Origin of the sequence: Lentzea sp. NBC_00516 (assembly GCF_036346835.1) — a bacterium.
Lineage (GTDB): Bacteria > Actinomycetota > Actinomycetes > Mycobacteriales > Pseudonocardiaceae > Lentzea > Lentzea sokolovensis.
In genome coordinates, this window is the sequence record NZ_CP107840.1 from 7,714,270 (window position 1) to 7,729,079 (window position 14,810).

General features: G+C 68.1%; 14 protein-coding genes. 7 read left to right on the top strand and 7 right to left on the bottom strand.

All coding sequences use genetic code 11. The features are described from left to right. The gene (gene rarD / locus OG205_RS35490; protein WP_330272260.1) at positions 1-924 is read right to left on the bottom strand and encodes an EamA family transporter RarD; all 924 of its coding nucleotides are present in this window, start codon (positions 922-924) and stop codon (positions 1-3) included. Between the two features lie 145 nt (positions 925-1,069). On the opposite strand from rarD, the gene OG205_RS35495 reads away from it, so the two are divergent. Together OG205_RS35495 and OG205_RS35500 are read left to right on the top strand one after the other, a co-directional pair. After that, a complete protein-coding gene (locus OG205_RS35495; protein WP_330272261.1) occupies positions 1,070-3,205 on the top strand; it encodes a sunset domain-containing protein in 2,136 nt (711 codons plus the stop codon). A 63-nt stretch (positions 3,206-3,268) separates the two neighbouring features. Beyond that, complete coding sequence (locus OG205_RS35500) at positions 3,269-4,192, top strand: catalase family peroxidase (RefSeq protein ID WP_330272262.1); 924 nt, start codon at positions 3,269-3,271, stop codon at positions 4,190-4,192. A 49-nt stretch (positions 4,193-4,241) separates the two neighbouring features. Here the strand turns inward: OG205_RS35500 and OG205_RS35505 are convergent, their stop codons facing one another. The 4 genes from OG205_RS35505 to OG205_RS35520 all read right to left on the bottom strand — a co-directional run bounded on the left by OG205_RS35505 (position 4,242) and on the right by OG205_RS35520 (position 8,529). Next, positions 4,242-5,291 carry a 2-oxoacid:ferredoxin oxidoreductase subunit beta gene (locus OG205_RS35505; protein WP_330272263.1) on the bottom strand — a complete coding sequence of 350 codons (1,050 nt, stop codon included), beginning with the start codon at positions 5,289-5,291 and terminating at the stop codon, positions 4,242-4,244. Then, positions 5,288-7,126 (bottom strand): 2-oxoacid:acceptor oxidoreductase subunit alpha, encoded by a 1,839-nt coding sequence (locus tag OG205_RS35510; protein ID WP_319976844.1) that lies wholly within the window; start codon positions 7,124-7,126, stop codon positions 5,288-5,290. The genes OG205_RS35505 and OG205_RS35510 overlap by 4 nt, the downstream gene beginning before the upstream one ends. A gap of 211 nt (positions 7,127-7,337) precedes the next feature. Beyond that, a complete protein-coding gene (locus OG205_RS35515) occupies positions 7,338-8,078 on the bottom strand; it encodes an enoyl-CoA hydratase (RefSeq protein WP_330272264.1) in 741 nt (246 codons plus the stop codon). A gap of 10 nt (positions 8,079-8,088) precedes the next feature. After that, positions 8,089-8,529 carry an Lrp/AsnC family transcriptional regulator gene (locus tag OG205_RS35520; RefSeq protein WP_035913697.1) on the bottom strand — a complete coding sequence of 147 codons (441 nt, stop codon included), beginning with the start codon at positions 8,527-8,529 and terminating at the stop codon, positions 8,089-8,091. Positions 8,530-8,604: 75 nt separating this feature from the next. Here OG205_RS35520 and ddaH point away from each other — a divergent pair, with 75 nt between their 5' ends. Further along, a complete protein-coding gene (ddaH, locus tag OG205_RS35525; protein ID WP_442916631.1) occupies positions 8,605-9,507 on the top strand; it encodes a dimethylargininase in 903 nt (300 codons plus the stop codon). Between the two features lie 105 nt (positions 9,508-9,612). Beyond that, positions 9,613-10,002, top strand: coding sequence for a hypothetical protein (locus OG205_RS35530; RefSeq protein WP_330272265.1), 390 nt, complete (start codon positions 9,613-9,615; stop codon positions 10,000-10,002). Positions 10,003-10,136: 134 nt separating this feature from the next. Here the strand turns inward: OG205_RS35530 and OG205_RS35535 are convergent, their stop codons facing one another. Next, positions 10,137-10,514, bottom strand: a complete 378-nt coding sequence (locus tag OG205_RS35535) for a helix-turn-helix domain-containing protein (RefSeq protein WP_330272266.1) — start codon at positions 10,512-10,514, stop codon at positions 10,137-10,139. A gap of 784 nt (positions 10,515-11,298) precedes the next feature. Here OG205_RS35535 and OG205_RS35540 point away from each other — a divergent pair. From OG205_RS35540 to OG205_RS35550, 3 genes are read left to right on the top strand one after another with little or no spacing between them, the layout of a single operon-like run. After that, the gene (locus OG205_RS35540; RefSeq protein WP_330272267.1) at positions 11,299-12,072 is read left to right on the top strand and encodes an arsenate reductase/protein-tyrosine-phosphatase family protein; all 774 of its coding nucleotides are present in this window, start codon (positions 11,299-11,301) and stop codon (positions 12,070-12,072) included. After that, the gene (locus OG205_RS35545; RefSeq protein WP_330272268.1) at positions 12,069-12,449 is read left to right on the top strand and encodes a VOC family protein; all 381 of its coding nucleotides are present in this window, start codon (positions 12,069-12,071) and stop codon (positions 12,447-12,449) included. The genes OG205_RS35540 and OG205_RS35545 overlap by 4 nt, the downstream gene beginning before the upstream one ends. Beyond that, complete coding sequence (locus OG205_RS35550; protein ID WP_330272269.1) at positions 12,446-13,708, top strand: APC family permease; 1,263 nt, start codon at positions 12,446-12,448, stop codon at positions 13,706-13,708. Before OG205_RS35545 ends, OG205_RS35550 begins: the two co-directional genes overlap by 4 nt. A 5-nt stretch (positions 13,709-13,713) precedes the next feature. Here the strand turns inward: OG205_RS35550 and OG205_RS35555 are convergent, their stop codons facing one another. Beyond that, the gene (locus tag OG205_RS35555) at positions 13,714-14,664 is read right to left on the bottom strand and encodes a GNAT family N-acetyltransferase (RefSeq protein ID WP_330272270.1); all 951 of its coding nucleotides are present in this window, start codon (positions 14,662-14,664) and stop codon (positions 13,714-13,716) included. Positions 14,665-14,810 lie beyond the last annotated feature (146 nt).

Here is a 14,810-nt window from a genome sequence, read left to right on the forward strand (position 1 = left end):
TCAGCTGACCGGCGCGAGCGCCTGCTTGCGCCGGTTCTTCATCGCGTCGACCGTGAAGATCGCGAGCGCCAGCCAGACGAGGCCGAACCCGATCCACCTGCTGGCCGGCATCGGTTCGTGCACCACGAACACGCCCCAGGCGAACTGCAGCACCGGAGCGAGGTACTGCAGCATGCCCATCGTGATCAGCGGAATCCGTTGCGCGCCCGCGCCGAAGAGCACCAGCGGGACCGCCGTGACGATGCCGGTGCTCAGGATCAGCAGCGTGTGGCCCGTGCCTTCGGTGGTGAAGGTGTTCGCACCACCGAGGACGAGCAGGTAGACGAGCGCGATCGGAGCGATCACGGCGCTCTCCGCGGTGAGGCTGGTGATGGAGTCCAGCGGCACCTTCTTCTTGAGCAGGCCGTAGACGCCGAACGAGAAGCCGAGGACCAGCGAGATGATCGGCAGCCTGCCGTAGTCGACGGTGAGCACGATCACAGCGACGATCACCACAGCGATCGCTACGGTCTGCGGCAGCCGCACGCGTTCCTTCAGGAAGATCATGCCCAGCGCGACGCTCACCAACGGCGTGATGAAGTAGCCGAGCGCGGCCTCCACGACGTGCTGGGCGTTGACCGCGTAGATGTAGGTGCCCCAGTTCACCGTGATCAACACGGCCGCTGCGGTAACGATCAGCCAGCCTTTTCCGGATAGTTCGAGGAAAGGTCGCCACCGTCGGAGGATCATGACGACGATGGCGAGCGTGACGAACGACCAGACGATCCGGTGTGCGAGCACCTCGATCGGCTGGGCAGGTACGAGGAGTGGCCAGTACGCCGGGAACAGGCCCCAAAGGACGTACGCGAGTGCGCCGTAGGTGAGCCCTCGCCCCTGGGTGTGAACTTCTGGCGAAGTAGCGGCCGAGGTTGTCAGAGGGGGCACAAAATCCCACTCTACGCTGGGCTTTCCACCCGTTATTTGCGCTGAACGGCGTAGTGACGGAGCATCATCAAAGGCACTGTAGTTTGGCCCTGCTCACCCTTCCGAGTGAGTGAGGTCGGAGTGTGGTCTTAGAAGGGGCTTACCCGTGAACATCTTCGGGCAGGTCTGGCTGTGGAGCCTGCTGTCCTTCGTTGCGGGAGTACTGCTCACCTGGATGGTGATGGTGCGCCCCGCACGCAAGCAGATCGCCGACCTCGATGATCAACTTCTCGACGCGCGCAGGTCGGCGTCGCCGGTCGTGGCGACCGTTGCGGCGGAGGACTTCGAGGTCGAGTGGGACGCGCCGCCGCGCTCGTTGAGCGACGACGTGCTGACGCCGCCCACGGCCGTTCCGGCGCTTCCGCCCGCGCCCGCGCCGTACGCGGAGCCGCCGGCCTACTTCGGTGAGCCCGTGCCGGCTCCCGCTCCGGCGCCGCTCCCGGTTCCGCCGCCACCCCCGGTCGTGGAGGAGCCAGAGCCCGCGCCGTACGAGAGTGCGCCGTACGAGAGTGCGCCGTACGAGAGTGCGCCGTACGAGACCACGACGTTCGAGGCCCAGCCCGAGGTCGAGGAGGAGCCTGCCGCGCCGGTCCGCCAGTACCTGGAGCCGGAGGAGGCCCAGCGCCGCTTCGAGGAGCAGCTGGCCGAGCAGAAGGCACTCGCCGACGCCGACGACGACCGTCCGAGGTCGCTGTTCGAGCGCCTCGGGCCGGAGGACGTCCCCGCCGAGACGCCGGCCGAGCAGACGACGGTCCTGCAGCTCTCCGGCCTGGAGGCCGCGGACTTCGACGACGAGCCTGAGCTCCCGTCCGAGCAGACGTCGTACGTGCCGACGGTCAAGCCGGTCGCCGAGCCCGGTGCCCCTGCCGCGCAGCCGACCGCGGGGCCGGAGGTGGACGAGCAGGCCGACGACTTCATCTACCAGCCGCGCGAGGTGTGGGGCCAGGAGGAGCAGGAGGCGTTCCTCGACGAGGCCGCCGAGCAGGAGGACGAGCCCACCGGCACCCGCTCCGAGCAGACGACGTTCATCGCCGTCGAGGAGAGCAGCTGGCCGGACAACGACCTCACCGGTGAGTACCCCGGCCTGCGCGACGAGATCTCCGGTCAGCTGGACGGCTTCACCGAGCCCGCGCACGAGGTCGAGCCCGAGTCGCCGGCCGAGCAGACCGGCCTGATCGAGCCGATCGTCGAGCCGGTCGTCGAACCGATCGACCTGGACGCGCCGAGCGTCCGCAACGGCGTCTTCGAGTCGACGCTGGCCGAGGAACAGGCGTTCACGGAGCCCGAGGCCGAGCCGGAACCCGAACCGGAGCCGGAGCCCGCGCAGGAATCCGCGCACTCGCTGCGCGAGGAGCCTGAGCCGGTCTTCGAGGAGTTCGTCGAGCCCGAGCCCGCTTACGAGCCTGAGCCCACCTACTCCCAGTCCCTGTTCTCCCAGCCGTTCTCGACGCCCGGTGCCCCGGCGCCCGCACCGTTCTCGGCGTTCGAGCCGCGCGTCGAGCTCGACGAGGTCCAGGAACGCACCCCGCGTGCTGTCGGTGCCGCGTTCTCCCACGGGATCGAGGCCCCCGCCGCACCGGTGGCGCCACCGGCCCCGGTCGCCGAAGCCCCGCGTTCGCTGTTCGAACCGTTGCTGGACGCCGACGAGCCGTTGCCGGCTCTCGGTCAGACCCGCGCGGTGCCGGACACGAGCAACGACCAGCCGTTCGTGCCGAAGTTCGTGCCGAGCGGCGAGCCGCTGCTCGCCGCCCCTCCGGAGCCGGACCCCGAACCGGTCATCGAGGACCTGCCGCCGCGGCACACCGAGGCGGGCCTGCCGATCCGCGAGGCCCGTCGCACCACGCCGCAGCGTCAGCAGAGCTTCCCGGCGTTCTCGGCGTTCGAGTCACCGAAGCAGGAACCTCAGCCCACCCCCGCGGCGGCGCTCCCGGCCCGTCCCCGTCCGGTCGGCTTCTCGCCGTCCACCGGGGGCCGTCCGAACGGCACTCCCGCCGGCGGTCCGTCGTCGGGGGCGCGGTTCCAGCAGCCGGAGGGCTTCAACCCGCGTTCGCCGTTCGGTCCTGGCTCGGTGCTGCCGAAGTCGGACGGCCACGCGCCGGCCGCGGACTTCTCGGTGAAGGCCACGCTGACCGGTCGCCGCTACTACGCCGAGGGCTCCGCGAACTTCGTGGCGACACGGGCCGACGTGTGGTTCCGCACCGAGGCGGACGCGGAGAAGGCCGGCTTCCGACCCGCTCCCTGAACGATCACCGCCAAATGGAACGCTGTTCTGGCTGCGGATGACGTGCGTCGATAGCTTCGACGCATGTCATCCGAGCTGGCGAAATCCCAGATCTCCTCGACCATCGTGGACTCGATCGAGGATCTGAAGGGCACCCACCACGGCTTCCGCCGCGCCCACGCCCGAGGCTTCGTCTACGAAGCCGTGTTCACGCCCAACGGTGCCGCGGCGCCGTTCACGACCGCCCCGCACCTGCAGGGCGCGCCGGTCCGCGCGACCGTTCGCCTCTCGCACACCGACGCCGACCCGCACGCGTTCGACAGCGACCGGTCGGTGCGGGGGTTCGCGACGAAGTTCCACCTCGCCGACGGCACCAACACCGACCTGGTGATGGTGAACGTGCAGCGGTTCGTCGCGGCGACACCCGAGGAGTTCGTGGAGTTCATCAAGGCCGCCAAGGCGGACACCGATGCCCGCGACCCGTCCGTGCCGCACATCAAGTCGTTCGTCGGCGCGCACCCGACCGTCGGTCCCGCGCTGGTGGCGGCCAAGACCATCGCGATCCCGGACAGCTACGGCACCACGCAGTACTGGGCCATCCACGCGTTCCTGTGGCGTGACGCTGCCGGTGTGGTGCGCCCGATCCGCTACTCGTGGGTGCCGGAGGCGGGCATCGTCGACGCCGCCGACCCCTCGTCGTGGACCCCGCACCACCTCACCGAGGAACTGCGCGACCGGCTGCCGATCTCGTTCGTGCTGCGCGTGACGTTCGGCGAGCCGGGTGACCCGACGCACGACTCGACGGTGGCGTGGCCGGACGATCGCCGGTCCGTCGACGTCGGCCGGATCGAGATCATCGGGGAGGCGCCGGACCAGGAGTACTGGCAGTCGCAGGTGTTCGACCCGACCTCGCTGGTGTCCGGCATCGAGCTGTCGGACGACCCGGTGCTGGCCGCCCGCAGCACGATCTACGCGGTCTCCTACGACCGCCGCTCGCACAAGAGGTGACAAAAAGGCCCCCACCGCGTTCGGTGGGGGCCTTCGAGTGGTTCCGGGGTCAGCCGACCACGGTCCAGGTGTCCTTGCCGTGCAACAGCTTGCTCAGGTCCGCGGCCTTGGCGTTCTTGGCCTCGTTGACCTGCGCGCGCACTCCGTCGTCGTACGTCGGCCGGTCTGCCCGCCGGAAAATGCCCGTGACGGTGTGCGTGAGGTCCTGCGTCGACAGCCGCGAGAGCGCGAACGACAGGTTCAGGTCCGACGCGTCGTGCACGACGATGTCGCTCGCGTCGACGTCGGCGGACTTCGCGACCGCGAGGCCGAAGCCCTCGCGCACCACGCAGTACTCGCCCTCACGACCGAACCTGATCGGCTCGCCGTCGACGACGTTGATGATCCGCCGCTGCGCCTCGTCCGCGTCCTTCAGCACGTCGAACGCGCCGTCGTTGAAGATCGGGCAGTTCTGGTAGATCTCGACGAGCGCCGAGCCGCGGTGTTCCGCCGCCTGGCGCAGCACCGAGGTGAGACCGGCCTTGTCCGAGTCGAGCGCCCGGCCCACGAAGGAGGCCTCCGCGCCCAGTGCCAGCGACACCGGGTTGAACGGGTGGTCGACCGAACCGATCGGCGTCGACTTGGTGACCTTGCCCGGCTCCGAGGTCGGCGAGTACTGGCCCTTGGTGAGGCCGTAGATCCTGTTGTTGAACAGCAGGATCTTGAGGTTCACGTTGCGGCGCAACGTGTGGATCAGATGGTTGCCGCCGATGGACAGCGCGTCACCGTCACCGGTCACCACCCACACGCTCAGGTCCGGCCGTGCCACGGCGAGACCCGTGGCGATGGCCGGCGCACGGCCGTGGATGGAGTGCATGCCGTAGGTGTTCATGTAGTACGGGAAGCGGGACGAGCACCCGATGCCCGAGACGAACACGATGTTCTCGCGCTTGAGACCCAGCGACGGCAGGAACGACTGCATGGTGTTGAGCACGATGTAGTCGCCACAGCCGGGGCACCAGCGAACTTCCTGGTCCGACTTGTAGTCCCTGGCCGTCTGCTTCTCGTCAGTGGTCGGAACCCCGGTCAGGCCGGGGAGTCCGATGTCGATCGCAGTCACGCCGACACCCCCTTGATCACGTCAGCGAGCACGTCCTGCAGCTCTTCCGCCTTGAAGGGCAGGCCCTGCACCTTGGTGTACGACACGGCGTCCACCAGATACTTCGCCCTCAGCAGCAACGCCAGCTGGCCGAGGTTCATTTCCGGCACGATGACCTTCTCGTACGACTTCAGCACGTCACCCAGGTTCTTGGGGAACGGGTTGAGGTGCCGCAGGTGCGCGTGCGCGACCGGAAGGCCGAGCTTGCGGACCCGGCGTGCCGCCGCGCCGATCGGGCCGTAGGACGAACCCCAGCCGACGACCAGGACCTTCGCGTTGCCGTCCGGGTCCTCGACCACGACGTCCGGCACCTCGATGCCGTCGATCTTCGCCTGGCGCAGGCGGACCATCTTGTCGTGGTTGTCGGGGTCGTACGAGATGTTGCCGGTGATGTCCTGCTTCTCCAGACCGCCGATGCGGTGCTGGAGACCAGGAGTGCCGGGCACCGCCAACGGACGGGCCAGCGTCTCCGGATCACGGGAGTACGGCTGGAAGTTCTCCGGATCCGTCGCGAACTCGACCGTCAGGTCCGGCAGCGTCTCGACGTCGGGGATCATCCACGGCTCGGAGCCGTTCGCGATCGCGCCGTCGGACAGGAACAGCACCGGCGTGCGGTACTTCAGCGCGATCCTGGTCGCGTCGACCACCGCGTCGAAGCAGTCCGAGGGGGACTGCGGCGCCACGATCGGCACCGGCGACTCGCCGTTGCGGCCGAACATCGCCTGGAGCAGGTCGGCCTGCTCGGTCTTCGTCGGCAGACCGGTGGACGGGCCGCCGCGCTGCACGTCGATCACGAGCAGCGGCAGTTCGGTCATCACGCCGAGGCCGATGGTCTCGGACTTCAGCGCGATGCCGGGGCCGGACGTCGACGTCACGCCGATCGCACCGCCGTAGGACGCGCCGAGGGCGATGCCGATGCCCGCGATCTCGTCCTCGGCCTGCACCGTGGTGATGTCGAAGTTCTTGTGCTTGCTCAGTTCGTGCAGGATGTCCGACGCCGGCGTGATCGGGTACGTGCCGAGCACGACCGGCAGGCCCGACAGCTGCGCCGCCGCGACGATGCCGTACGCCGTCGCCGTGTTGCCGGTGATCTGGCGGTACGTGCCGACGTTGAGCTTCGCGGGCGCCACCTCGTAGGTGACGGCGAAGGCCTCGGTCGTCTCGCCGTAGTAGAAGCCCGCGCGGAACGCCAGGACGTTGGCCTCGGCGATGTCGGGCTTCTTCGCGAACTTCTCGCGCAGGAACCGTTCCGTGCCCTCGGTCGGCCGGTGGTACATCCACGACAGCAGGCCGAGCGCGAACATGTTCTTCGCGCGTTCGGCGTCCTTCTTGCCGAGGCCGGTCTCTTCGAGAGCGCCGATGGTCAGCGTCGCCATGGCGACCTTGTGGACCTGGAACCGTTCGAGCGAGTCGTCCTCGAGCGGATTCGAGTCGTACCCGACCTTCGTCAGGTTCCGCTTCGAGAACTCGTCGGTGTTGACGATGAGGATGCCGCCGTCCGGCAGGTCGACGACGTTCGCCTTGAGCGCGGCGGGGTTCATCGCGACGAGAACGTCGGGACGGTCGCCGGGCGTCAGGATGTCGTAGTCGGCGAAGTGCAGCTGGAACGACGACACACCGGGCAGCGTGCCCTGTGGTGCGCGGATCTCGGCGGGGAAGTTGGGCTGCGTGGCGAGGTCGTTGCCGAACGCCGCCGCTTCCGACGTGAACCGGTCTCCAGTGAGCTGCATACCGTCACCGGAGTCGCCGGCGAAGCGGATCACAACGCGATCCAGCTTGCGAGTCTCAGTGCTCATTCCTACGCCGATACCTCTCTCCAAGGGTGGCCGTGCCCCACCACGAGGGTAGTCGCCAGGACCGCCTGCGAGACGGGCCGTGTACCACCAGGCGAGACGAACTGTCCCATCTGCCGCACCGGGTCCTTAACTAGACGGTAAGCACAGCGCTACCAGCGGATACCCGAATGCGGCAGACGTCACCCTCGATACCTGTTACCCAAGGTAACACCTACCGCCCGCTGATCCGAGCCTTCATCGCGGCAAGCCTCGCAGCGAACTCTGGAGTGTCGATCGAAACCACCTGTGGTGTCAGCTCGGTCTCCACCGCTTCCGCGTGGTCGTCGAGAACATCGGTCACGCGCATCGTGGCCTTGATGGTCCGGACGAGTTCAGCTGGGGCCTCGGCAGATACCCTGGCCAGCTCTTTTGCTACTGCCAGTGGGTCTTCGGCCCTGGCGTAGGCCAGCCCGTGCGCGACGGCCTGGTCGGCGTCCAGGATCTGCCCGAAGAGCGTCATGGCCGTCGCGGTCTGCCGGTTGGTGATCCGCTGCAACATCCACGTCATACCGCCGCCGGGGTGGATGCCGAGCTGCAGGAACCGGGCGTCGAACCTCGCTTTGGGCCCGGCGATCCGCACGTCCGCCGCCAGCGCGAGGTTGAGCCCGGCGCCGACCGCAGCGCCGTTGACCGCGGCGATCGTCGGGATCTTGGCGTCGGCCACCGCGAGGAAGCCCTTGTAGATCTTCTTGAGGCCTTCGTCCTTGGAGTTGCCGAGCTGGGTGAGGTCCGCGCCGGCGCAGAACGCGGGCGGCGCACCCGTGATGATCAGCGCGTTGGCGTTCTGCTCTGCTTCCCCGACCTTGTCCGCCAGCTCCTGCGAGAGGTCGATGGTCAGTGCGTTGCGCCGCTCCGGATCGTTGATCGTGATCACGGCGACGGATTCGTCGTACTCCAGCAGAACCTCAGCCATGCCCCGAACCCTAGGGCGCCAGCGGCCGGTCCAGGAGCCGGGACAGCACGACCGTCGACACGGTCCTGTCGATGATCTCGACGGCCCGGAGCCGCTCCAGCGCGGTCTCCAGGTGGTGGATGTCCGCGGCCCGCAGGTGCACGATCGCGTCCGCCGCCCCCGACACCGTGTAGGCGGCGCTGACCTCGGCCATCGGCTCCAGCCGGTGCTGGATGTCGTGCGGCGCGACGTTCCCCTTGCAGTGCACCTCGACGAACGCCTCGGTACCCCACCCGAGAGCCTCCGGGTCCACCACGGCCGTGAACCCCCGCAGCACCCCCGTGTCCAGCAGTTTGTCCACCCGCCGCTTCACCGCGGGAGCGCTCAGACCTACCTCCTTGCCGATCTCCGCGTAGCTGGAACGGGCGTTGGCCATGAGACACGAAATGATTCGCTGGTCGATGCTGTCCACACGCAACATTCTGCCCTAGTTAACGCAATGTCGCGGCGTTGTTCGATGGTCTAACCGCCGTTTACATTTCGATCCATGACCGTATCCATCTCCGGGCCGGGCGAGCCGATCACGCTCGACATCGCCACGCCCCTCACGGCGGCACAGGATCTCCTTCCTGGGCGCGTGCCCACGACCCGTCGGTACCTCATGTGCCCACCGACGTACTTCACGGTGGAGTACGCCATCAACCCGTGGATGGATCCCACCCAGCCGACCAGCACGCAGCTGGCCGTGGAGCAGTGGACCGCGCTGAAGGAGACCTACGAGCGCCTGGGCCACGACGTACAGGTCATCGACCCGATCCCGGGCCTGCCGGACATGGTGTTCTCCGCGAACAGCGGCACCGTGATCGACGGCCGAGTCCTGGGCTCCCGCTTCCGCGCCGAACAACGCTCAGCCGAGGCCGACCACTTCCGCCGCTGGTTCCTGACGTCGGGCTACAACTCGGTCGTCATGCCCACCGCCGTGAACGAGGCCGAAGGCGACTTCACCTGGACCGGCTCGTTGTTGTTGGCCGGCACGGGCTTCCGCACCGACCCCGGCGCGCACTCCGAGGCCCAGGAGGTCCTCGGCGTTCCGGTCGTGTCCCTGCAACTGGTCGACCCGCGCTTCTACCACCTCGACGTGGCCCTGTTCATGCTCGACGACCAGTCCCCGACCCCTCTGATCGCCTACTACCCGGAAGCCTTCTCGCCGGGCTCCCAGCAGGTGCTGAGGCGCCTCTTCCCGGACGCCGTCATCGCCAACGACGACGACGCCGTCTGCCTGGGCCTGAACGCGGTCTCCGACGGCAAGCACGTCGTGATGCCGATCGAGGCCACCCACCTCGCCGAGCAGGTGGCGCGACGCGGGTTCGAGCCCGTGTTCGTGGACATCTCGGAGCTGCGCAAGTCGGGCGGCGGCCCGAAGTGCTGCACGATGGAACTCCGGGGCTGATCAGGGGTGCAAGGCGAACGCTCTCGGCGATCATCGCCGGGGGCGTTTCCCTTTCCGACTCGAAACGACGTTGTGAGCTGCGAGGCCACGTGCTGTGCTCACCTCGTGAGCACGCAATCTCATCCGACCGGCGGCAGGTGGGAGTGGCCCACCGACAAGTTGGCCGCGTTGCGTCTCGGGCAGCGACTGGTCACCGAGGTGCCTGCTTCCCGGTCAGGCCGTCGCGCATTCGTCGACATCTGGCCTCTCCGCACTCCGGCGGACGGCGAAGCCGCCGGCCAAGGCTGGAAACGAGCCGACCGTGCCCGCACTTTCACACTGCAGCACTGGGACTACGAGGCCGACCGCCTCGACGGCTACGACTACGACATCGGAGCAGTCCTGGTCAAAGGCGCGACCGTAGTCGGTGAGCCGGAACTGGCTGCGGCTCTCGGGGAGTGGGGCCTGCACCCGGAACTCTTCGACTACCCATGGCGCAGCGACGACCCGAAATAAGCGCGTTCACCGAAGAGGGTTAGCGGGTTTGATCTGCGCTCGGTGAAAGCCCAACCAGGTTTTCGCCAGCGCAGATCAGTCGCGTGGAAGCGTTCCGCTGAACTCTTGCGTCGCCGCCCCGAAGCGCGGACGAGTCACACGCTCTGCAGCGGCGGATACGGCTCGTCGGGCGGTGACGGGGGAGTGAGCTTGGCGTTGAGTGCCTGAGCTTCCTGAAGCTGGTCTTCCAGGGTGACGATGCGGCACGCCGCATCCAATCCCGTGCCCTGGTCGACCATCGCACGCACACGGGCTGCCAGACGCAGCTGGTGGCGGCTGTACCGGCGGTGGCCGCCGGCCGAACGCTGCGGCTCGATGAGCTTCGCCTCGTCCAGGCTGCGCAGGAAGTTCGCTGACGTGTCGAGCAGTTCCGCGGCCCGGCCCATCGAGTAGGCGGGGTAGTGCTCGTCGTCGAACTTCTCTGCTGTGGTCTGCGGTTCGTTCTCCGCAGATTCGTTTGTGTCTGGGTTCATCGCGCCTCCACATCACGAGGGGCCCCGATGCCGTAGCACCGGGGCCCCAGGGTTGTTGGGTTTCACTTCCACCTAGCCGACCGTGAGATCGGCATCCTCTGTCCGCATGCCCCGTACTAGAAGCGGGCGCTGCGGGGATCGCGTGTGCGTAACCGAAGACCACCTTCCAATCTGATGGAACCGCGGTACCCGTTCGGCGAAGATCAGCCGAAAGCGGGCGATCCGATGGTGTGCAACCCTTCCCTTCTCCTCTGAGTACTGACTTTTCTCTACTCACGTGGCTGTCGGCACCGGACCTCTTGCACATGCCGGACTCACCTCACCGACCGCCCTTGGTCACCTGCCAGAACCCCTTCCACTGATCGGCTCCGGCACGTCTGACCGTCTTGCACCTGCAACCTGCACTTCGACTTCAACTCGGAACTGCGTCTTGCACTTGCTGGTCATGCGGTTGTCGGCTCCGGGGTCTTGCGCACTGCGTCCGGTCTTGCTCGCCGACTTCCCTTGGTCGCTGCCTCGAGCCCTCGAAACGACGAGCTCTGGCACGCCTGACCGTCTTGCACTTGCTTCACGGGCAGTTCGTCATCTCCCGTGTCATCTTCTCTCTCGTCCAACGAGGAGAAGACTACACACACCGGATCGACAATGTCTACCTCCGCCACCACAGATTTACTCCGACGGGTGACGTAGGCGTGCTCGCCTGGTCCAACCCAGGCAGCTGCTCGGAAGTGGTATCAGCAGTTGAAAGATGGTCAACCAATCTAGGTTGATGTATTTTCAGGCAGTGGCAGCAGACCGTAAAACTCCGGACGCACCGCTGTTCCTCCGCCTCGCCGGGGAGCAGCTGCGCTGGAACCTGCTGCGTGAGCTGGCCAGGAGCGACCTGCGGGTAGGTGACCTGATCACCGCCGTGGACCAGCCGCAGAGCCTGGTGTCGTACCACCTGCGCAAGCTGCGGTCGGGAGGTCTGGTCTCCAGTCGCCGCAGCTCCGCTGATGGCCGCGACACGTACTACCGCCTCGACCTCGGCCGGTGCGCGGAGCTGCTCGCCGGCGCGGGAGAGGGCCTGCATCCGGCCCTGGACCTGGTGCCACCGGCACCGCCCGCGGAGGAGTCGGTGCGAGGCAGGGTGCTGTTCCTGTGCACCGGCAACAGTTCCCGTTCCCAGATGGCCGAAGCGCTTCTACGACACCGCGCGCCGCACGTCGAGGTCGCGAGCGCGGGCAGTCACCCGAAACCGTTGCATCCCAACGCGTTCGCGGTCATGCGCGAACACGGCATCGACCTGTCAGGGCACCGCGGCAAGCATCTCGACGAGTTCGCCGGGCAGCACTTCGACCACGTCATCAGCCTCTGCGACAAGGTGCGGGAGGTGTGCCCGGAGTTCCCCGGCCATCCCGGCCTCGTGCACTGGAGCATGCCCGACCCGTCCGCCGCAGGTGACACGACCGAGGCCAGCTACCCCGCCTTCAGTCGTGCGGCCGATGAGTTGTCGACCCGAATCGGGTTCCTGCTGCAGAACCTGGCCCACCCTCGCTCACAGGAGACGCGATCATGACCAAGGACCTCGCGCACGTGCGCTACCTGGTCGACGACGTCCAGGCCGCAGTCGACTTCTACACCACCCACCTCGGGTTCACGCTGCTCTCGTCGGCGGCTCCGGCCTTCGCCGACGTCGTGCGCGGACCCCTGAGGCTGTTGTTGTCCGGCCCGGCGAGCTCCGGCGGGCGTCCCATGCCGGACGGTGAGGTTCCCGAGGCAGGGGGCTGGAACCGGATTCATCTCGTCGTCGAGGACCTGGACGCCGAGATCGCCCGGCTGCGTCAGGCGGGGGTCCGCTTCCGCAACGACGTCGTCGCCGGGCCCGGCGGCCGTCAGATCCTCCTGATCGACCCCGCCGGAAACTTCGTCGAGCTGTTCGAGCCGCGCCGGTGACATCACCCGCGCCACAACTGGCACGGCGACTGGGCACGAGGGACGCGGTGATCATCGGCCTCGGTTCGATGATCGGCGCCGGTGTGTTCGCCGCCTTCGGCCCCGCCGCGCGAGCCGCCGGAACCGGGTTGCTGATCGGCCTGGTGATCGCGGCGGTCATCGCCTACTGCAACGCCACCGCGTCCGCACAGCTCGCCGCGACCTACCCGACGTCCGGCGGCACCTACGTCTACGGCCGCGAGCAGCTCGGCCACTGGTGGGGGTTCACGGCGGGCTGGGGCTTCGTCGTCGGCAAAACCGCGTCCTGCGCCGCGATGGCACTCACGTTCGCCACCTACGCCGTCCCCGGCCCCTGGTGGGCGCAACGGCTCGTCGCCGTCGCGGCCGTGATCGGACTCGCCGCCCTCAACTACCGCGGCGTCACGAGAACCGCCGCACTTACCCGAGTCCTCGTCACGGCCACGCTGATCGCCCTCGCGACCATCGTCGTCGGCATCGCGGCCGGCGGTGCTGCGAGTGCCGACAACCTCGGGGGCTGGCACGCGCTGGGGACCGGCGGGATCTACGGCACGCTGCAAGCCGCCGGGCTGCTGTTCTTCGCCTTCGCGGGCTTCGCCCGGATCGCCACCATGGGCGAAGAAGTCCGCGATCCGCAGCGCACCATTCCCCGAGCGATCCCGATCGCCCTGGGCATCACCGTGGCCGTCTACGTCCTCGTAGGGGCCGCCGCACTGCTCGCCGCAGGCCCCGACCGGCTCGCCGCTGCCACAGCGCCTCTGACCGAGGCCGTCACCGCCGCCGGTTCACCCGGTCTGGCTCCGGTCGTGCGCATCGGCGGTGCACTGGCCAGCCTCGGCGCGCTTCTGGCGCTCATCGCCGGCGTCGGCAGGACCACGCTCGCCATGGCCCGCAACCACGACCTGCCCCATTGGCTGTCCGCCGTCCATCCCCGCCACCAGGTGCCACACCACGCCGAGATCACGCTCGCCGTCGTCGTGGGCGTTCTCGTGCTCACCACCGACCTACGATCCATGATCGGGTTCTCGTCGTTCGGCGTGCTGATCTACTACCTGATCGCCAACCTCTCCGCCGCACGCCAACGGGCCGAGCACCGACGCTGGCCGCGCGCGCTCAACATCGTCGGCGCCGCCGGGTGCGTCACGCTCGTCGCGACCCTGCCGCTGCCCTCGGTGCTCACCGGCCTGGTGATGTTCGCCGCCGGCCTTCTGGGACGCCTGCTCGTTCTACGGGCGCGCTGACAACTTCAGACCTCCAGCGCCCACCGCACGTACCGCATCGTCGCCAGGAAGCCGGCCTTCTCGAAGATGCCGAACGCTCCGGACGAGTTCGCCGAGTCGACGCTCAGCAGCGCACGGTCGTAACCCTGGTCGGCGGCGGCCCGCAGCGCGTTCCCGATCAACGCACTCGCGACACCCTGCTTCCGGTGCTCCGGCAGCGTCCCCAGCACCATGAAGTGCGCGTCGCGGACACCGGTGGCCTTCGTGTCGGCCTCCCAGCTCATCGTCACCAGCACGCCGACCGCGGCCCCGCCGGCATCGCGCCGCAGGAAGCTGACCGAGGGCTGGAACGTCTGGTTGGTGACCTTGTTCTTCCACAGCTCCACGGGCATCGGCACGACACCCCAGTTCTCGCGGTACGCCTCGTTCCGCACGAGCCGGAACTCCTCGTCGGCCGCCTCCGACCACGGCTCGATCCGCAGCTCGTCAGCCACCTCCAGGTCACCGAGCGAGTGCTCCATGCGCTGGTAGTAGCGGACCGGGATGAAGCCGTGAGATCGCAGAAGTTCAGGCAGGCCCGCGATGTGCTCGGCCTTGTGGACGTTGATCGCGAGCTTCAGCGTCGGGTGATGCAGCGCGTGCAGGACGTGCGCCGCCTCGATCCCGGCCCGCACGAGCCGCGTGCCGATGCCCTGACGGCGGTAACGAGGGTGCACGCCCCCGTCCAGCGAGACGCGATGGACCTCCGAGGCGGTCGGCCGGTACTGGATCTTCATGTAGCCGACCATGAGATCACCGTCGAAGGCCGCGAGGCTCGCGCGTTCCAGGTCCGCGTACGGGTCGACCAGCTCGGTGAGGGTGTCCTCCGCGGTGTAGTTCTCGCCGATCCTGTCGGCGGTCTCCATGGCGTTGAGGAGGTCGGCCGACGTCTGGGCGTCGTCGCGGGTGAGAGGTCGCCACGTGAGGCCTTCAAGCATGCGGCGACCGTAATCAGGCCCGTACGGGCTGTCGCCCCGGTTTCGGCCAGGTGAAAGCCTCACCGCATGGATGCTCGCGCCATCGCCCCGTCGGCCCTCGGCCGTGACCCTGGCCCGCTCGCACCGGTGAGCAGCCGCTCGCACGA